The 18164-nt window shown below is 36.2% G+C and carries 21 protein-coding genes; 17 read left to right on the top strand and 4 right to left on the bottom strand.

Features of this window, described 5'->3' with window-relative positions; all coding sequences use genetic code 11:
- Positions 1–66: 66 nt before the first annotated feature.
- Positions 67–1002 (bottom strand): heme A synthase, encoded by a 936-nt coding sequence (gene ctaA / locus ABH959_RS07170; RefSeq protein ID WP_002014781.1) that lies wholly within the window; start codon positions 1000–1002, stop codon positions 67–69.
- Positions 1003–1499: 497 nt separating this feature from the next.
- Here ctaA and cyoE point away from each other — a divergent pair, with 497 nt between their 5' ends.
- The 7 genes from cyoE to ABH959_RS07205 all read left to right on the top strand — a co-directional run bounded on the left by cyoE (position 1500) and on the right by ABH959_RS07205 (position 8793).
- The gene (gene cyoE / locus ABH959_RS07175; protein WP_002066903.1) at positions 1500–2423 is read left to right on the top strand and encodes a heme o synthase; all 924 of its coding nucleotides are present in this window, start codon (positions 1500–1502) and stop codon (positions 2421–2423) included.
- 93 nt (positions 2424–2516) lie between these two features.
- Positions 2517–3566, top strand: a complete 1050-nt coding sequence (gene coxB, locus ABH959_RS07180) for a cytochrome c oxidase subunit II (protein WP_002088304.1) — start codon at positions 2517–2519, stop codon at positions 3564–3566.
- Between the two features lie 60 nt (positions 3567–3626).
- Positions 3627–5462, top strand: coding sequence for a cytochrome c oxidase subunit I (ctaD, locus tag ABH959_RS07185; protein WP_181777920.1), 1836 nt, complete (start codon positions 3627–3629; stop codon positions 5460–5462).
- A complete protein-coding gene (ctaE, locus tag ABH959_RS07190; protein ID WP_002121963.1) occupies positions 5462–6085 on the top strand; it encodes a cytochrome c oxidase subunit III in 624 nt (207 codons plus the stop codon). Before ctaD ends, ctaE begins: the two co-directional genes overlap by 1 nt.
- 3 nt (positions 6086–6088) lie before the next feature.
- Positions 6089–6421 (top strand): cytochrome c oxidase subunit IVB, encoded by a 333-nt coding sequence (gene ctaF, locus ABH959_RS07195; protein ID WP_002014776.1) that lies wholly within the window; start codon positions 6089–6091, stop codon positions 6419–6421.
- An 81-nt stretch (positions 6422–6502) separates the two neighbouring features.
- Positions 6503–7408, top strand: a complete 906-nt coding sequence (ctaG, locus tag ABH959_RS07200) for a cytochrome c oxidase assembly factor CtaG (protein WP_113937205.1) — start codon at positions 6503–6505, stop codon at positions 7406–7408.
- A gap of 386 nt (positions 7409–7794) precedes the next feature.
- On the top strand, positions 7795–8793 hold the full coding sequence (locus tag ABH959_RS07205; protein ID WP_000535796.1) for a formamidase: 999 nt from the start codon (positions 7795–7797) through the stop codon (positions 8791–8793).
- 46 nt (positions 8794–8839) lie between these two features.
- On the opposite strand, the gene ABH959_RS07210 is transcribed toward ABH959_RS07205, so the two are convergent.
- Positions 8840–9205, bottom strand: coding sequence for a YugN family protein (locus ABH959_RS07210; protein WP_002066906.1), 366 nt, complete (start codon positions 9203–9205; stop codon positions 8840–8842).
- 207 nt (positions 9206–9412) lie between these two features.
- Between ABH959_RS07210 and ABH959_RS07215 the strand changes: the two genes are divergently transcribed.
- The 6 genes from ABH959_RS07215 (at position 9413) to ABH959_RS07240 (ending at position 12989) form a co-directional block, all read left to right on the top strand.
- Positions 9413–10447 carry a CAP domain-containing protein gene (locus ABH959_RS07215; protein ID WP_404492407.1) on the top strand — a complete coding sequence of 345 codons (1035 nt, stop codon included), beginning with the start codon at positions 9413–9415 and terminating at the stop codon, positions 10445–10447.
- Between the two features lie 234 nt (positions 10448–10681).
- On the top strand, positions 10682–11119 hold the full coding sequence (gene ylbD / locus ABH959_RS07220; RefSeq protein WP_002138106.1) for a YlbD family protein: 438 nt from the start codon (positions 10682–10684) through the stop codon (positions 11117–11119).
- 11 nt (positions 11120–11130) lie between these two features.
- Positions 11131–11376, top strand: coding sequence for a YlbE-like family protein (locus ABH959_RS07225; protein WP_002014770.1), 246 nt, complete (start codon positions 11131–11133; stop codon positions 11374–11376).
- A gap of 77 nt (positions 11377–11453) precedes the next feature.
- Entirely contained in the window at positions 11454–12026 is a 573-nt protein-coding gene (locus ABH959_RS07230) for a histidine phosphatase family protein (protein WP_002066909.1), read from the top strand.
- Positions 12027–12142: 116 nt separating this feature from the next.
- Complete coding sequence (locus ABH959_RS07235) at positions 12143–12595, top strand: YlbF/YmcA family competence regulator (RefSeq protein WP_002066910.1); 453 nt, start codon at positions 12143–12145, stop codon at positions 12593–12595.
- A 127-nt stretch (positions 12596–12722) separates the two neighbouring features.
- Positions 12723–12989: a YlbG family protein gene (locus tag ABH959_RS07240; RefSeq protein ID WP_002088292.1), complete on the top strand. Its 267-nt coding sequence runs from the start codon at positions 12723–12725 to the stop codon at positions 12987–12989.
- A gap of 55 nt (positions 12990–13044) precedes the next feature.
- Here the strand turns inward: ABH959_RS07240 and ABH959_RS07245 are convergent, their stop codons facing one another.
- Complete coding sequence (locus tag ABH959_RS07245; RefSeq protein ID WP_002014762.1) at positions 13045–13434, bottom strand: DUF7147 family protein; 390 nt, start codon at positions 13432–13434, stop codon at positions 13045–13047.
- Between the two features lie 520 nt (positions 13435–13954).
- Here ABH959_RS07245 and rsmD point away from each other — a divergent pair.
- A complete protein-coding gene (rsmD, locus tag ABH959_RS07250; RefSeq protein WP_002066890.1) occupies positions 13955–14521 on the top strand; it encodes a 16S rRNA (guanine(966)-N(2))-methyltransferase RsmD in 567 nt (188 codons plus the stop codon).
- Positions 14518–15009, top strand: a complete 492-nt coding sequence (gene coaD, locus ABH959_RS07255; protein ID WP_002088286.1) for a pantetheine-phosphate adenylyltransferase — start codon at positions 14518–14520, stop codon at positions 15007–15009. The genes rsmD and coaD overlap by 4 nt, the downstream gene beginning before the upstream one ends.
- On the opposite strand, the gene ylbJ is transcribed toward coaD, so the two are convergent.
- Positions 15001–16230 carry a sporulation integral membrane protein YlbJ gene (gene ylbJ, locus ABH959_RS07260; protein ID WP_113937190.1) on the bottom strand — a complete coding sequence of 410 codons (1230 nt, stop codon included), beginning with the start codon at positions 16228–16230 and terminating at the stop codon, positions 15001–15003. The genes coaD and ylbJ overlap by 9 nt on opposite strands.
- A 112-nt stretch (positions 16231–16342) precedes the next feature.
- On the opposite strand from ylbJ, the gene ABH959_RS07265 reads away from it, so the two are divergent.
- Both ABH959_RS07265 and ABH959_RS07270 read left to right on the top strand, forming a co-directional pair.
- On the top strand, positions 16343–17134 hold the full coding sequence (locus tag ABH959_RS07265) for a patatin-like phospholipase family protein (protein WP_033707141.1): 792 nt from the start codon (positions 16343–16345) through the stop codon (positions 17132–17134).
- Entirely contained in the window at positions 17127–18152 is a 1026-nt protein-coding gene (locus tag ABH959_RS07270) for a SepM family pheromone-processing serine protease (RefSeq protein ID WP_113937191.1), read from the top strand. The genes ABH959_RS07265 and ABH959_RS07270 overlap by 8 nt, the downstream gene beginning before the upstream one ends.
- The last annotated feature ends 12 nt before the right edge of the window (positions 18153–18164 follow it).

An 18164-nucleotide genomic window follows, 5' to 3' on the forward strand; every position in this document is an offset into this window, starting at 1 on the left:
CGAAAGCAGCTCTTTTTTGTGTGTAAATAATACCTTGCCGAATTGGCAAGGTATTATAGTTTTACTTTATTTTGTTTGCTTAGAAGTTGATTCAGTTTCTTTTGCATTGACTGTACTTCTTGTACCTATCATAACTAAATAGCATAGTACAGCAAACAGGCAAGAAATGAAGAGCGAATGTAATAATGCCATTGCTAAACTAGCATTTGTAAATACGACCAAAATCCCTACTATAGCTTGAAGTGTAACAAGGATAAATGAAATAATCCATCCCCAGTATACTACACGCTGCTGCTTGTAATGGCGAATAGCGATAATCATCGCATATAGTATCCAAGCGAAAATTAACATCGCTGCAACTCTATGCCCCATTTGAACCCACTCATGTAGTTGAGTTGGCATAGGTCTATTTTTGCTACATAAAGGGAAGTCTGGACAGGCTAAGGTAGCTCGTTCGTGACGTACTAAAGCTCCTGTGTAGACAACGATATAACTGTAAATTGTTACACCATAAATATGAAATTTCATTTTTTTGTCCATAATAAGTGAACGTGCATCAAATTTCTGATCAATTTCAAAAATAAGACACGTTAACAAGATGACAGAAGCAAATGAAATTAAGGAAATACCGAAATGAATAGCTAATACAGCAGGCATTTGACCCCAAACAACCGCCGCCGCCCCCATTAATGCTTGTGCAACTAAAAATACGAAGGATAAAATTGCTAACGTCTTTGTTTCGCGCACATGTTTATAATATTTCCAGGACAAGATACAAAGAAGAGTAACAAGGATTCCTGCTGATCCAGATGTTAAGCGGTGACTTAGCTCAATAATAGTCTCCATTGATAAATTAGATGGAACAAATTCACCGTTACAAAGAGGCCATGATTTGCCGCATCCTTGGCCTGAACCCGTTTTTGTAACTAAAGCGCCTCCTAGTAAAACTACTAATAAATCGAGACTTGTAATGACTGCTAACCATTTAATAAAGCGTTGCAATCTCTTTCACCATCTTTCTGCTATGAAGTTATTGCGAAATATTTTCATTCCATTATGTATAGAATAAAACGTGCTACAGTCCTATGATATATAAAAAATAATAAAATAGCAAAGAAATGGAGGGCGAGGACAACGTACGTATTATAAAGAAAAAAATGGGATTTAAAATACATATTTTAGGAGGAATTCGGGCTATTTTGAAAAGAAATGGGGAGAATACATGCTAAATATGACAAAATAGTTTATTATAGAAGATAACATCATGTTATGATAAGGATAAATTAGAATAAAGTTTTTTAACGTTCGACACAAAAAGTTCATGTTTTCTTCACAAAATGTTCGGGAAATGTGATTTAATATATTGGAGTATGGGCGTAGATTAGTAGTAGAATGGGTTAACAATATTTCTACTGTAATAATATTGCTATATAGAAGCGGAATATTTCACATGAAATATATGCTTAGAAAGATGATAGGTTTAAGAGGGGGTTAAAGTGATGAACCATGCAACAAGTGAGCTGCATGATGAGTCAGCTGTTTCAATTGTACCGGAAACAACTCGGTTACAAGATTTATCAGCGCTCGTTAAAATGGGGATTGTAAACTCAAATACACTTACTGTATTTACAGGATTTTGGTTGGCTTTACATTTTAATGGATTGAGTGTTATGGACAATCTAGATAAGCTATTTTTCACAATCGTTGGTTCTGCATTAATTATGGCAGGGGTATGTTGTTTAAATAACTACATTGACCGAGATATCGATCCATTAATGGAAAGAACAAAAAACCGTCCAACGGTAACAGGTAAATATAAACCTGGCTTTGCACTTGCATTTGGACTTGTAATTTTACTTCTTGGCTTTGCATTTTTATTACTTACTACACCGATGGCAGTGTTAATCTCATTTATTGGTGCCTTCACATATGTTGTTTTATATACGTTATGGACGAAGAGAAAATATACGTTAAATACTGTTGTAGGTAGTATATCAGGAGCAGTTCCACCTTTAATTGGATGGGCGGCAATTGATCCGTCTTTAAATCATCCAATTGCTTGGATGTTATTTTTAATTATGTTTATTTGGCAAATCCCACATTTCCTCGCATTAGCGATGAAGCGTGTTGATGAATATCGAAATGCAGGAATCCCAATGCTTCCTGTTGTACAGGGATTTGATATTACGAAACGTCAGATTATGATTTGGACAGTATGTTTATTACCACTACCATTTTATATGAGTGGGCTTGGAATAACATTCATGGTAATTGCAACATTGCTTAACATCGGATGGATCGCATTAGGGCTTTATGGCTTCCGTAAGCAAGATGACATCAAATGGTCCGTAAAAATGTTTGTTTATTCCTTGAATTACTTAACAATCTTATTTGTGTCAATGATTGTAGTTACATTCTTCTAAGACAACGACATGATTGGATTTCTTTACGTTGAGATTTACTTTACTTAACTATAAAGTACAATCTAATTCACAAAGAAAGTGGGGGTTGTTTGTATGAAGAAACAGTGGCGACTGCTTTCGTTCGTTTCACTGCTGGCTTTACTGTTAGGGGGATGCGGTAAAGCTTTTCAGTCTACTTTAATTCCGCAAGGGGAAGTAGCAAAAATGCAATATGATTTGCTCTTACTAGCGAGTGCAATCATGGTAGGAGTAGTACTTGTAGTTACTATTATTTTCTTATATGTAATTGTGCGTTTCCGACAAAAAAAGGGTGAGGAAGATTATATTCCAGAGCAAGTTGAAGGAAATCACAAACTAGAAATTATATGGACAGTCATTCCGATTATTCTTTTGTTAATCTTGGCTGTTCCGACTGTTACATATACATTCAAGCTTGCTGATGTAAGTGCGATGGAGAAAAAGAATATTGATAAAGATACTATCGTTGTTGATGTAACAGCGAATCTTTATTGGTGGGAATTTTCTTATAAATCAGAAAAAATAGTAACTTCTCAAGATTTAGTTATCCCCACAGGTAAGAAAGTGTATTTGAATTTGAAGGGTGCCGATATTAAACATTCGTTTTGGGTTCCATCTTTAGCTGGGAAAATGGATACAAATACAGATAATGTAAACAAAATGTGGTTAAAGGCAGATAAATCGGGCACTTATAATGGTTTTTGTACAGAATTTTGTGGCCCATCACATTCTTTAATGCAGTTCAAAGTGAAAGCTCTGGATGAAAGCGAGTACAAAAAGTGGCTTGCTGACATGAAGAAGATTGATGGAAAAAAAGAAGTAGCTTCTACAAAGGCGCAAGAGGGTCAAGAAATATTTAATAAAAGCTGTATTGGTTGTCATGCAGTTGGATCAAATGATAGTAGACCACCTTCTGCTCGTATCGCACCGAACTTAGCAAACTTTGCAGATCGCGATATGGTTGCTGGTATTGCCGAAAATAATGAAGAGAACTTAAAAAAATGGCTCAAAGATCCTGAAAATATGAAACCAGGTAATAAAATGACTGGTAAATATGGCAACTTAACGGATGATCAAATTAATGCATTAAATGCATATTTACAAACGTTAAAGATTGAAAAATAAAGAGGGATCATTTGCGAAGGGGAGGTTGAAAACGTGAGTTCTGTAGCAAAAAAACAGGGGATGGGTGCTGTCATATGGGATTATTTAACGACAGTAGACCATAAAAAGATTGCCATTCTCTATTTAATTGCAGGTGGATTGTTTTTTGTAATAGGTGGAATAGAAGCACTATTTATTCGCCTGCAGTTAGCGATTCCTAACAATGCTTTTCTTGTTGGGGATGCTTATAATCAAGTATTAACGATGCACGGTACAACAATGATTTTCCTCGCAGCTATGCCACTCGTGTTTGCATTTATGAACGCCGCTGTACCACTTCAAATTGGAGCACGTGATGTGGCGTTCCCGTTTTTGAATTCGCTCGGATTTTGGTTATTTTTCTTTGGTGGATTATTTTTAAATTTAAGTTGGTTTTTAGGAGGAGCGCCTGATGCAGGGTGGACATCATATGCATCTTTAGCTTTAGCCTCTAAAGGACATGGTGTTGATTTTTATGTACTCGGCTTGCAAATATCAGGTATTGGTACATTAATTGGAGGTATTAACTTCCTTGTTACAATTATTAATATGCGCGCGCCAGGGATGACGTACATGCGCATGCCGATGTTTACATGGACAACATTTGTAACATCTTCACTTATTTTATTTGCATTTCCACCATTAACTGTAGGATTAGGACTTTTAATGTTAGATCGTTTATTTGGCACAAGTTTCTTTAATCCGGCACTAGGTGGGAACACGATTATATGGGAGCATTTATTCTGGATCTTCGGTCATCCGGAAGTATACATTCTTATACTCCCAGCTTTCGGAATATTCTCAGAAATCTTCGCCACATTTTCGAAAAAACGATTATTCGGTTATTCTTCTATGGTGTTCGCGACAGTATTAATAGGGTTTTTAGGATTTATGGTATGGGCGCATCATATGTTTACTGTTGGTCTTGGGCCTGTTGCAAATGCTATCTTCTCGGTTGCAACAATGGCGATTGCAGTTCCAACGGGTATTAAAATATTTAACTGGCTCTTTACAATGTGGGGTGGAAGTATTAGGTTTACAACACCAATGATGTGGGCGGTAGCTTTTATTCCATCCTTCGTTATGGGTGGAGTTACAGGTGTTATGCTTGCTTCTGCACCAGCTGATTATCAGTTTCATGATAATTATTTCGTAGTAGCACACTTTCATTATGTAATTGTTGGTGGTGTTGTATTTGGTTTACTTGCAGGTGCGCATTATTATTGGCCACTTATGTTTAATAAAGTATTAAATGAAACGTTAGGAAAGATAACATTTTGGTTATTCTTTATCGGTTTCCATTTAACGTTCTTTATTCAGCATTTCCTAGGTCTAATCGGTATGCCGCGTCGTTACTACACATATCTAGAGGGGCAAGGATTGGAAATGGGGAATATGATTAGTTCTATTGGAGCAGTGTTTATGGCTCTTGGAACGATTGTTCTTTTATTCAATGTAATAAAAACAACGGTATCAAAAGAGAAGGCTGGTCGTGATCCGTGGGATGGACGTACATTAGAGTGGACAATGCCAGCACCTACACCGGAATATAATTTCAAACAGTTACCATTTGTTCGTGGATTAGATCCGTTTTGGATTGAAAAGCGTGAGGGTAATAAAGAGATGACAGCAGCGGAACCGGTCGGTGATATCCATATGCCAAATTCTTCATTTTCACCGTTTATTATTTCTCTAGGTCTATTTATAGCTGCTTTTGGTGCGATGTATATGCAGGGTGGCAAAGATAAATTTTGGTTATTAGTAGCGATTATCGGTTTAATCATTACGTTTGGTACAATGTTCCTTCGTTCAGTAATTGATGATCATGGATATCATATTCATAAGGAAGATTTAGATGATAAGGGGGGCAAGGCGTAATGCATGTAGATGAGAAATTAACGAATGAAACATTTCCAGCAGAGCCTGAAAAAGCAACCCTTGAGGGGAAAAATAAGTTTGTTGGTTTTTGGTTATTTCTTGGAGGCGAAACAGTGTTGTTCGCTTCCTTATTTGGCACATATTTAGCGTTAAAGAACTCTACAAATGGTGGACCAACATCTCAAGAGATGTTTCAAATGCCACTCGTTTTCATTATGACGATGCTTTTGTTAACAAGTAGTTTAACGAGTGTATACGCAATGTATCATATGAAAAATTTTAACTTTAAGAAAATGCAACTTTGGTTACTTATAACAGTGTTGCTTGGCTTAGGATTTTTGGGGTTTGAAATATATGAGTTTTATCATTATACGCATGAATTTAAGCATACTATGAGAAGTAGTGCGTTTGGTTCTGCATTTTATGCTCTTGTTGGTACACACGGGCTCCACGTGTTGTTTGGATTATGTTGGATTTTAACATTAATCTTTAGAAACGCGAAGAGAGGCTTGAATTTATACAACGCACCAAAGTTTTATGTTGCATCAATTTATTGGCACTTTATTGACGTAGTTTGGGTGTTTATTTTCACTGTAGTATATTTGATGGGAATGGTGGGATAAACAATGGCGGTTAAGCAAACGAATAATCCTAAGGTGGATCTTGTTTATCGGAAGAGAAAAAGTGCAGAGGAAATGAAGCACCAAGTTGTTACATTTTCACTAATGATTTTTTTAACATTAGTTGCATTTGCAGCGGTGGCATATCCGAAAACATTTAGCCCGATTTTTTCGGTTCCATTTATATTATTGTTAGCAGTCATTCAAGTTATATTTCAGTTATATTATTTCATGCATATGAGTCATAAAGGGCATGAAGCGGCGAGTTTCTTCTTATACTCTGGATTGTTAATTGGTTTATTAACAATATTAGCCTTTATGACAATTGTGTGGATTTAAACAGTGATAGTAGGGGGCTCTGATTTATCATAGCCCTCTTTGTATATGAAATATAAGGATTTTGAAAAGGTAGGTGTGGAAATGGAAAACTTATGGGTATTTGGTTTTCAAGCTTTATGGAGTCCGATTTTTTTATTATTTATGATCTCGATTCTTATTAGTTATTTTTTAGTTATTGGACCATATAGAACGCGATTTGAAAATGCGACGAAGGTAAGTAAGAAGCAAATTTTTTATTTTACGACCGGGATTGTTCTTTTGTATTTTGTAAAGGGAGGACCTATTGATTTAATTGGTCATATTATATTTAGTGCACATATGCTTGAGATGGCAGTAATGTATATTGCGGTGCCTCCGTTATTACTGCTTGGTATACCCGTATGGTTATATCAATATATTACTTCTTTTAAGTTCGTTCAAATTGTGCTAAAGGTTTTTGGAAAGCCACTTATTGCGTTGTTGGTATTTAACGGTCTGTTTTCCTTTTATCATTTTCCAGTTGTTTTTGATACAGTAAAACAAAGTCAAATAGCGCATCCTATTTGCCTTGCTATATTGTTTTTTGCAGCAATGATGATGTGGTGGCCGATGTTAAATCCGCTACCAGAATATCAAACTTTAAGTGATATTAAGAAGCTTGGTTATATGTTTGCTAATGGTATTTTATTAACGCCAGCTTGTGCGTTAATAATTTTTGCGACTGCACCATTATTTGCAACATATACAGATCCGGCCGCTTGGATGAAGGCAATGGAGCTCTGTGTACCGGCGGGGACTTTATCAGATTTAAATATAACTGGACCAGAATTTTTACATTGGATGCCGGTAGTAGAAGACCAACAAACAGGCGGTATCATTATGAAAATTGTCCAGGAAATAGTGTACGGTACGATTATCGGTTATGTGTTCTTTAAATGGGCACGTAGAGAGCGTGAAAAGGATAAAGAGCAGTTGCAACAATTGCCGCCGTATTTACAGACCAAGTAAAAAAGTGTGTGGGATTCCATACACTTTTTTCTTCTTTGGTTTTAGCTAATTATAAAAGATTGAATTTTCAAACTTTTCATGTTAAGTTAGTGTAGGCATGTACTAAAGTGGATATAAAACTTACTACTAGCTTTAATACGTAATAATTCCATATGTAGTGCAAGTTTTTTAGAGAATTACAAATTTATCCCGCATTAAGGGGCAGTAAGACTCCCACCTCGAAATTTGGCGACTGCGAGGGAGTTAGGCGGGAGATCAACTCCCCGTAAAAGCCCGATTGGTGTAGGCTAATAATCAGTGGGGGATGGACAAAACCCCCACTGATTAAAGTTTCACTTTATATTGTTATCTTTAATAAACATGAACTATTTTAAGGGGGAATTTAAATGGGTAGTAGTGGAAGCATGGTAAAGCCGATTAGTGGTTTTTTAACAGCGTTAATTCAATATCCAGTACCGGTAGTAGAGTCGCGTGCAGACATTGATAAACAAATTAAACAGATCATAAAAACAATTCATTCAACGAAATCAGGTTATCCTGGATTAGAATTGATAGTATTTCCCGAATATAGTACACAGGGGCTCAATACAAAAAAATGGACTACAGAAGAGTTTTTATGTACAGTTCCTGGACCAGAAACAGACTTATTTGCTGAGGCATGTAAAGAATCTGAAGTATATGGTGTTTTTTCTATAATGGAAAGAAATCCTGATGGTGGAGAACCGTATAATACAGCAATTATTATTGATCCACAGGGTGAAATGATTTTGAAGTATCGTAAGTTAAATCCTTGGGTGCCAGTCGAGCCTTGGAAAGCTGGAGATTTAGGCTTACCTGTTTGTGATGGACCTGGAGGAAGTAAATTAGCTGTTTGTATTTGTCATGATGGTATGTTCCCTGAAGTAGCCCGTGAAGCGGCCTATAAAGGTGCAAATGTCTTGATTCGTATTTCCGGATATAGCACACAAGTTAGTGAACAATGGATGTTAACTAATCGTTCAAATGCATGGCAAAATTTAATGTATACATTGTCAGTGAACTTAGCGGGTTATGATGGTGTATTTTATTACTTTGGTGAAGGACAAGTATGTAATTTTGATGGGACTACTTTAGTGCAGGGACACCGAAACCCTTGGGAGATTGTTACTGCCGAAGTATATCCGGAGCTAGCAGATCAGGCTAGATTAGGATGGGGTCTCGAAAATAATATATATAATTTAGGTTCAAGGGGATATGTAGCGACTCCTGGTGGGGTGAAAGAAAACCCGTATACGTTTGTAAAAGATTTAGCTGAAGGTAAATATAAGGTTCCTTGGGAAGATGAGATTAAAGTAAAAGATGGATCCATTTATGGGTATCCAGTCAAAAAGACGATTCATTCTTAGGTAAGAGAAATAGAACAAGCGCATCGATATGATGCGCTTGTTCTATTTACTCAATAATTTGAAATTCTTTCAACTCTTTTTCAATATTTTGTAGGAGTTGTTCGCTTTTTTGAAGTACATTCGTTGGGAAAATCTCATCATCTCCATATTCAACGCCATGAGGATAATAATGTTTTCCTAATAAGGGTGGCAATAGTTTTACTTGAGCGTGTCTGCCGCCGATGTCACCTTCAACAGCAAATCCTTGTACACGTAAATAATAAATATCCTTTAATATTTCAAATTTATAATCATATGTAACGCGTTCGTAATCCCATTGTCCAGCAAGTACAAAATGATTGTTTTCCATAATCTCAGTTAAAAGAGTTAGATCAACGACTGCATCATTAAAGTTTGTATTTGTAAATTGCATAGAATACCTCCTTATTTTAATGTTAGTACACTATTTTTATAATAGTACGAATAATAAGAAAGTGCAATTCGTATTGCGAGAAAAGGGATAATCCAGACTTTTTTCGTGAAAATATGATATAGTGAAAAGAGTACGGTACACACAAAAAAGGAAAAAAAAGGATTTGTGTATATCTCGATTTTATGCTTTGTTCAGGAGGTATATCGTTTGAAGAAATTATTGCGTATCGTAATGATTACATTTTTAATTTTAGCTGTTGATTTATACGGGAAGTTACTCGTGTCACAATATATATTAACTCCATCTCACTCTAAGCAAGAAAATAAAATTGTGAAAAAGAAGAAGCAAGTAAATGAAGAATCCACAGACACTGTATTAAATATGATTGGTGGGGACTCTGAGAATTTATTAGCGAAGTGGGGCGAACCATCTCGAATAGAGCCTTCTGCTTATGGATATGAATGGTGGGTGTATAATCAAGATTTAGCTCAGTATGTTCAATTTGGAGTTGCTGAACGTAAAGTTGTAACGGCGTATGTTGCTGGTGAGCAAGTTAAGGTGGCTCCCTATCATATAAATGAAAAGTATGAAGAGGTATATAAAAAGAATCCACTTTCACATGAGATTTCATTAAAAAGAGGAAAGAATAGTTATCAATTTGAGTTATCTGATACGGAAGTAATGGAACAACCGCTAGTACCTGTAGAAGATGGATGGGCACAATTATACTTTGATCACTTTACACATGAGCTTGTTGGTCTTCGTTATATGGATGATGAAACGTTATTACGACAAAGACCATATCAACTTGTTTATTCAGGTGAATTAATAGCGGAACAGCCGCTGACACCAGAAAAAATGAAGCAAGTAGAAAATGGAAATATGCAACAAATTCTCGATTTAACAAATGTTATTCGAAGTCGTCATCAATTACCGTTGTTAACATTTGACCAACAAACTGCAGATGTTGCATTAGGCCATAGTAAAGATATGAAGGATAATAATTATTTTTCACACGATTCACCTACTTTTGGTACGTTAGGAGATCGCTTGCAAAGTGGGCAAGTGGCTTTTCAACTTGCTGGTGAGAATATAGCGGCGCAACATAGTGATGGAATTGCGGCGGTACAGGGTTGGTTAAATAGTGAGGGTCATAGAAAGAATTTATTAAATGAACAATTTACTGGATTAGGTGTTGGGGTATATGATAAATTTTATACTCAAAACTTTATCCGAAAATAAAATGAAACTTTAATCAGTGGGGGCATCCTTCACTGATTATTAGTCTTCACCAATCGGGCTTTAACGGGCAGTAAGACTCCCGCCTAACTTCTGCGTATTCGTAGAAGTTTAAGGTGGGAGTCTTACTGTCCACAAATAGGGAGATAAAAAGGTGCATGAATCGTCTAAAAATAGGCGAACCATGTGCCTTTTTTTTCTTACAATATAGTAGATATACATGAAGAGGTGAGGATTATGCCAACAACAAAAGGGCCGTTACATCCATCGGTTCAACAGTTTAAAGAGTTTGTAAACCATCACCCTAAAATGGTTCATGAGGTTAGAAGTGGTCAAAAAACTTGGCAGCAATTTTATGAAGAATGGTACTTACTTGGTGAAGAAGATCAAATATGGATAGCGTATAGACCTGATGGAGCACCTGCTTTTTCTTCGGTAAAAGAAAATAAAGAAGAAAAAGAAAATCGAACAGAAGAGGAAAAAACTGCTGATGTGATGGGGCAAATGCTTTCTTTCTTTAAAAAGCTAGACGTAGAACAAATGCAACATCATTTAGCAAATGTAACGAGTGCGATTGGTAGTGTGCAACAAGTTATCCAACAATTTCAAGGGAACCGTGCGCAGCAAGAACAAAGTACTTCTGAAAATAATCCTTTTTTCTTTCAAAAGGATTAGGGGGAAAGAGAATGAGAGCAGAGCTTATGGAGTTTATAAAAGCTGATGAGGATTTAGCTCGCTATATTCGGGAACAGCCATACTGGTACCGGAAATTGACGCGTAACCCAGAAGAAAAAGAAGCTTTTGAGTTAGCTGCCATGCAGCATTTCAAAAAAACGATACCAGATAAAGTGGAAAAATTTCAAAATCAATTGGCCGTTGCTTCAATTATGATTGATATGTTCCAGTATATGAAGCAGCAAAATACGACGTAATTGGAAGGGAAAACTATGTCCGTTATGCAAAACTTTTGTTACAATAGAATCGGATTATTTAAAAAAGGAGTTGCAGCATGACGGAAATTTGTTTAGTACGACATGGACAAACTGATTGGAACTTTCAAGAGATTATTCAAGGGCGCGAAGATATTCCACTTAACGAAGTTGGGAAGAAGCAAGCGAGTCAAAGTGCAGCTACCCTGCAAGCGGAATCGTGGGATATAATTATAAGTAGTCCGTTAATTAGAGCGCAAGAAACAGCTAAGGAAATTGCTGGGGCTATTGGATTACCATCTATTTTATTAGATGAGCGATTTATGGAACGTAATTTTGGGGAAGCTTCTGGGAAACCAGTTGCGGCCGTTAGAGAGTTAATTGCAGAAGGTAATATAGAAGGAATGGAGCAGGATGAAGAAATTGTAGAGCGCTGTTTTACGGCTTTACAAGAGGTTGCAGCAGCACATGGAGATAAACGTATTATCATTGTTGCGCATTCACATGCAATAAAAGCTATTTTACACGCAATTGCACCAGATGAAATTACATTTAAAACGCCGTTAAAAAACGCATGTATTAGCTACGTGAAAGAGAATAGCGGGAAATGGGATGTTCTTAAATATAATATTGCGGAGCATATTATTGTATAAGAGTGCAAGGGGATTGTATGAAAAGTAGTTAGAATTATATCTTTCTTTTAGGTGAGACACTTCAATTAGTAGTTCTGTTCCAAATGTGTTATGATGAATACTCGGAGGTGTCTCTCATGATTGTAGCGACGCTGGAAAGCGTATTGATTTTAGATAAGGCAGAGCAGCTTGCAAAAGCGATCATCTGTTCAGATATAGCAGAAGATTACCGTAAGTATTATAAGGATTTACAAGAAGATATAGAAGTCCAGACGCTAATTCAGCAATTTACAACGATGAAAGAGCGATACGAAGAAGTGCAACGTTTTGGTAAATATCATCCTGATTATACTTTCGTTTCGACGAAAATGAGGGAATTAAAGCGTTCTGTAGATATGCATGATAAGGTTGCAACCTTTAAAAGAGCAGAAACTGCTTTACAAAAGTTATTAGATGAAGTTAGTGTAGCAATTGGTTCTGAGGTGTCTTCTTCCGTTAAAGTTCCAACAGGAAATCCGTTTTTTGATGCGGGTGGCTGTGGCGGTGGGTGTGGTACCGGAGGCGGTTGTGGTTGTAAAAAAACAGGGTAATTTACCCTGTTTTTTAGAATATAGAAGAAAACGTATACAGAGTTTGTCCTTTAATGTCATAAATTTTTGATTGGTTTTCATAAAATATAAGAATATAAGTTTTTAAAAGGAGAAGATGGAGAAGATTATGTTCGGGCAACGACAAAGTATGATTGTTTATTTACATTCATTGAAACATGCCAAGATTTTAAGGAAATATGGTAACATTCATTACATATCAAAACGTTTGAAATATGCCGTTGTATATTGTGATATGGAACAAATTGAGCATATGATGCAAAAATTGAATAAACTTCCTTTTGTAAAAAAAGTAGAACAGTCGTATCGCCCATTTTTAAAAACGGAATTCGAAAATTCGCGTCCTGATCGGGCAAAAGAATACGATTATAGCTAAGTAAAAAAATCCCCTGCTAAATTTAGCAGGGGATTTTTTTACTTGAAATAACGTGTTATTTCATTGGAGGAATGAAATTGTTCATTCGTAAAATACCAATTAGATGATTAAAAAATAGTTCTTTTTCAGGGAAAGTTGTTGATGGTTTTACAGTAAAGGGAGTAACTTTTTTCCCTATTTGTTCCGCCATTTCTTCAAATAAAACGACACGTTTACTTTTTTTATTTTCAAGTACAGGAATGCCTTCACGACATATGTATAATGGTTGGAAATCACCAGTAGTTGTCGGTTTTAGTATTACAACAAGTGAACACACTTTTTTTTCGTTTTTTACAGTTTCGAATTGTAACATATGTGTTACACGTTCTTGGTTTGTTTTGGCAATTTCAAGTAATTCATATAAGTCAGAGTAGCCTTCTCCGAGTTCTATAAAGCGTTGAATCATATTTTTTTCCTCCTCTTTCTTTTACTGTACCACCTCACTTTTTAAATGAAAAGTAGACAAATAAAAAAACCCTGCAAAGCAGGGCCCTTCTAATACTAGTATGTACTACTAGTAAGAAGGCAAAGGGAGAGGAGAAACCGGAGGAAGAACTTATGGGGAAACGTAAGTCTTCTCCGCGGTTGGCAACAACATCGAAAATGATGTTGTTATATTTATTTATGTCCAATCTAAAATGAAGATATACATAATGAAATTAAAATTTATGTTAGGCTTTTTATTTTTCTTTTTTTTATTTTATGATAGGATAAAAAAGGTAAAGTGGAACTGATGTACATAGAGGGGTTTTGTTCGCAAATAGTGAGATGAACATGCAAGAAATAGCGAACGGTTATTTTAACTAAAGTTCTCTATAGGTTAAGTAACGAATTAGTGAAGAATTGTATGGTTTGGTAGCGGTTACCGACTTGAGATGCATTTACAGTAATCGCTCGATAGATTGAAATAAAGGTAGTGACAACAGATGAGAGTAGTTTCAGGAAAATGTAAAGGGCACCCACTTAAAGCGGTACCTGGTAATACAACACGTCCAACGACAGATAAAGTGAAAGAATCTATTTTTAATATGATAGGTCCTTATTATGATGGTGGTATCGCTCTTGACTTATTTGGTGGTAGTGGTGGTCTTGGAATTGAGGCCATAAGTAGAGGGATTGATAAAGCGATTTTTGTTGACCGAGATAGTAAAGCGATAAAAGTCATTCATCAAAATTTAGAAAGCTGTAGAATACAAGAACAAGCTGAAGTGTATCGAAATGATGCGGAACGTGCGGTAAAGGCGCTTATAAAGCGTGAAATATCATTCGATCTTATACTAATAGACCCTCCATATAAAGGTCAAAAAATTGTGTCTTTAATTAGTGTGATCGATCAACATGGATTGTTAAATAAAGATGGCATCATTATGGCAGAGCATGGGGATGACGTGGTTTTACCTGATTCAATAGGAGAACTTGTAAAAGTACGGGCAGAAAACTACGGGATTACAGCAATTTCGATTTATAAGTATGAAGGTGAGGGGACAGAATGACAAGTATAGCTATTTCTTCAGGGAGTTTTGATCCAATTACCCTTGGACATTTGGATATTATTAAAAGGGGAGCAAAAGTATTTGATGAAGTATATGTAGTTGTTTTAAACAATTCATCAAAAAAACCATTCTTTTCGGTAGAAGAACGCCTAGAGTTAATTCGAGAGGCGACAAAGGATATTCCGAATGTAAAAGTTGATTCACATAGTGGATTATTGGTGGAATATGCAAAAATGCGTAATGCAAATGCAATATTACGTGGTTTGCGAGCAGTTTCTGATTTTGAATATGAGATGCAAATTACTTCAATGAATCGAAAATTAGACGAAAGTATCGAAACCTTCTTCATTATGACAAATAATCAATATTCATTTTTAAGTTCAAGTATTGTGAAAGAAGTTGCGAGATATGGGGGAAGTGTAGTAGACCTTGTTCCTCCGATTGTAGAGCGTGCTTTAAAAGAAAAGTTTCAAACCCCGTTAAAGTGAACGGGGTTTTTCTTTATGAATGCGTAAAAACAATAAGATAACATATAAATATAAACAAAATAAGGTGAAGATTGGTCCGTAGTGTATAAATGATGTCCAAATATCAGTTAGTGTGTAAGAATGATTCAATAAAAATACGGGAAGATCTTCTTGCGTAGGCGAGAAAGAATGAACTTTTTCATAAAATGGCCCCCAAAATATAAAAGTGAGAATAGGAGCGAGAATACTTTGGATAATTCGAGCTAAAAAATAAGGTTTAAAGCGGATATCTGTCTCCGCTAATATGCTTGCTACTTGTGCCTGAATAGAAAGGCCGCTAAATGCTAGAATGAAGCTTGTTACCATCGCTTGTTGAAGAAGTGTTGATTCATTAATTTGACTAATCATTTGGCTTCCAAGCGTCATTTCAAAAATACCGGATAATATCGGAATATTAAATTGGGATGTAAGTTGGAAGAATGATAAAATATGTTGCATAATAAAAGAAAGCGCTTCTGTAATTTCGAAAACAGTAATCATTTTATTTAAAACAGAGAATAAAATAATAAACCCACCAATCATGAGCAATGTTTGAATAGAAGAAACGATAGCGTCACCGAGTAGTTTTCCAATCGGTCTTTTTTCTTGCATACGTGTTTGGTGGAGGATGGAAAAAGGGTTTTGAAAGGCACGCTTTTGATTCGTATGTTTGTCTTTTATGTAAGTATCGTTATTACCATAAAAGCGCATAAGTAATCCGACGATAAAGTTACTTATATAATGTGCTGCTGCTAATACGAGCCCTAATTTCGGATTATTGAAAAAACCAATAGAAACCGCTCCGAAAATAAAAAGTGGATTAGAAGAATTTGTGAAAGATACGAGTCGTTCCGCTTCGATTTGTGTTAGTTGATTGCTCTTGCGTAGTCTAGCGCTTAATTTGGCGCCGGCGGGGAATCCTGAAGCCATTCCCATTGCCCAAACAAATCCGCCTATCCCTGGAACACGAAACAGTGGACGCATTAGTGGTTCTAATATAACACCGATAAATTTTACAATACCAATACTGATTAGAAGTTCCGCAATGATGAAAAACGGTAGTAGTGAAGGGAATACAACTTCCCACCATATATTTAACCCGCGAATTGAAGCTTGCAAAGCATCTTGGGGGTGAAGTACAAGAGAAAAGGTTAAAAATAACATTGATATGGTAAGAAAAGCAGTTTTCCATTTTTCGTACATGTAAGAAAATCCCCCTTTGTCCCAAAAACGTTCATTTCAGTATACGTGGATATGTGGTGAATTTAGACCATAAGTATGAAAAAGGAATGAAAAAAATTAAAGGGTGAGAAAAATGAAGGAACCAAAAATCGGTTTAGCGCTTGGATCCGGAGGTGCAAAAGGTTTTGCTCACATAGGGGTAATAAAAGTGTTAAGGGAAGCTGGCATCCCTATTCACATGATAGCAGGTAGTAGTATAGGAGCATTAATTGGTACATTTTATGCAGCGAGTTGTGACGTTGAAAGACTGTATAGATTGGCCGCTGTTTTTAAAAGGAAATATTATTTGGATTTTACAGTTCCTAAAATGGGATTTATTGCTGGAAAACGTATCAAAGATATGATTAAAATGTTTACATATAATAAAAATTTAGAAGAGTTAGATATCCCGACGGCTGTTGTGGCTACTGACATTTTGAAGGGGGAAAAAGTTGTTTTTACAAGCGGTCCGATTGCGGAGGCGGTTCGAGCTAGTATATCTGTGCCGGGGGTGTTTGTTCCAGAGAAAATAGATGGGCGCTTATTAGTGGATGGAGGGGTAATTGACCGTATTCCCGTATCGGTTGTAAAAGATTTAGGGGCTGATATTGTTATTGCTGTTGATGTATCTCCAATTAAGGTGAATGGAGAGGTTACATCGATTTATGATGTGATTATGCAAAGTATTGAAATTATGCAACATGAACTCGTGATGAATCGGCAAATAGCATCAGATTTAATGATGCGGCCAGCAGTAGAACAATTTAGTTCGCGTGCTTTTACACATATTGAAGATATCATTCGGGTCGGAGAAGTGGAAGCAGAAAAACACATTTCAAACATTTATTTACTAATTGAGCAGTGGAAGGAGAAACATAATGTTTAAGCGTTTTCGGTTTATATATGCAATTTTAATAGGGGTTATATTGGCGATGCTACTTGTTTATGTGCGTTTGCCGTATTATGTGACAAAACCAGGTATGGCGGCGAAATTAGCGCCATACGTTCAAGTAGATGGTGGAACGAAAGAGTCTGGTGATTTCATGCTTGTCACTGTCTCAATGGGACCTGCCAATGTGGTGAACTTAATAGCCGCGCAATTTAATAAATATACACACGTTTCAAAGGCGGAAGAAATATTGCAAAAAGGCGAGAGTGATGAAGAATATCAATTTCGCCAAAATTATGCAATGAAAGATTCGCAAAATGCAGCGATCTATAATGCTTATAAACGTGCAAATCGCTCTGTTTCTTTTGAAAATAAAGGTGTACTAGTTGCTGGTGTAGCAAAGGGTATGCCGTCAGAAGGAAAACTTAAGCTTGGAGATGTTATTATAGCTGTCGATGGAAAAACATTCGACAAGACGGAACAATTTATTGAGTATATGACAGGGAAAAAAGAAGGGGACACAGTAAATATTGAATACAAGCGGGGCGGAAAACAGTTTAAAGAAAATTTAAATGTAAAGACGATCCCTAATGGGAATGGACGCGTCGGTATAGGGGTCTCTATCGTTACGGAAAGAGAGTTAGTAGTAGATCCGAAAGTGAAAATTGATTCCCATGAAATAGGAGGCCCGTCAGCAGGGTTAATGTTTACACTAGAAATTTATAATCAGCTCGTTGAAGAAGATTTAACAAACGGACATGAAATAGCTGGAACAGGTACAATCAATGATAAAGGAGAAATTGGTCCAATTGGTGGTATTCAGCAAAAAGTAGTAGCTGCTAGTGATGCGGGAGCTGAAGTGTTTTTTGCGCCAAATGAAAAAGGTGTAGAGAAATCGAATTATAAAGATGCTCTTGAAGCTGCGAAAGATATTAAAACAAAGATGAAAATTGTACCAGTGGACACACTGGATGATGCATTAACGTATTTAGAAAAAATGGGTAAAACAAAGTAAACCTCTCTGAAG

The organism is Bacillus sp. RC51 (assembly GCF_044908115.1).
Taxonomy (GTDB): Bacteria; Bacillota; Bacilli; order Bacillales; family Bacillaceae_G; genus Bacillus_A; species Bacillus_A mycoides.

Bases quoted from the DNA above. Each gene is read 5' to 3' on its own strand.
- ABH959_RS07205 (WP_000535796.1), top strand. From the start codon at position 7,795: ATGGGTAGTAGTGGAAGCATGGTAAAGCCGATTAGTGGTTTTTTAACA.
- ylbD (WP_002138106.1), top strand. From the start codon at position 10,682: ATGCCAACAACAAAAGGGCCGTTACATCCATCGGTTCAACAGTTTAAA.
- ctaG (WP_113937205.1), top strand. From the start codon at position 6,503: ATGGAAAACTTATGGGTATTTGGTTTTCAAGCTTTATGGAGTCCGATT.
- ABH959_RS07230 (WP_002066909.1), top strand. From the start codon at position 11,454: ATGACGGAAATTTGTTTAGTACGACATGGACAAACTGATTGGAACTTT.
- ABH959_RS07265 (WP_033707141.1), top strand. From the start codon at position 16,343: ATGAAGGAACCAAAAATCGGTTTAGCGCTTGGATCCGGAGGTGCAAAA.
- ABH959_RS07245 (WP_002014762.1), bottom strand. From the start codon at position 13,434: ATGATTCAACGCTTTATAGAACTCGGAGAAGGCTACTCTGACTTATAT.
- ctaD (WP_181777920.1), top strand. From the start codon at position 3,627: ATGGGTGCTGTCATATGGGATTATTTAACGACAGTAGACCATAAAAAG.
- coaD (WP_002088286.1), top strand. From the start codon at position 14,518: ATGACAAGTATAGCTATTTCTTCAGGGAGTTTTGATCCAATTACCCTT.
- ABH959_RS07210 (WP_002066906.1), bottom strand. From the start codon at position 9,205: ATGCAATTTACAAATACAAACTTTAATGATGCAGTCGTTGATCTAACT.
- rsmD (WP_002066890.1), top strand. From the start codon at position 13,955: ATGAGAGTAGTTTCAGGAAAATGTAAAGGGCACCCACTTAAAGCGGTA.
- coxB (WP_002088304.1), top strand. From the start codon at position 2,517: ATGAAGAAACAGTGGCGACTGCTTTCGTTCGTTTCACTGCTGGCTTTA.
- cyoE (WP_002066903.1), top strand. From the start codon at position 1,500: ATGAACCATGCAACAAGTGAGCTGCATGATGAGTCAGCTGTTTCAATT.
- ABH959_RS07270 (WP_113937191.1), top strand. From the start codon at position 17,127: ATGTTTAAGCGTTTTCGGTTTATATATGCAATTTTAATAGGGGTTATA.
- ABH959_RS07225 (WP_002014770.1), top strand. From the start codon at position 11,131: ATGAGAGCAGAGCTTATGGAGTTTATAAAAGCTGATGAGGATTTAGCT.
- ABH959_RS07240 (WP_002088292.1), top strand. From the start codon at position 12,723: ATGTTCGGGCAACGACAAAGTATGATTGTTTATTTACATTCATTGAAA.
- ctaE (WP_002121963.1), top strand. From the start codon at position 5,462: ATGCATGTAGATGAGAAATTAACGAATGAAACATTTCCAGCAGAGCCT.
- ctaF (WP_002014776.1), top strand. From the start codon at position 6,089: ATGGCGGTTAAGCAAACGAATAATCCTAAGGTGGATCTTGTTTATCGG.
- ylbJ (WP_113937190.1), bottom strand. From the start codon at position 16,230: ATGTACGAAAAATGGAAAACTGCTTTTCTTACCATATCAATGTTATTT.
- ABH959_RS07235 (WP_002066910.1), top strand. From the start codon at position 12,143: ATGATTGTAGCGACGCTGGAAAGCGTATTGATTTTAGATAAGGCAGAG.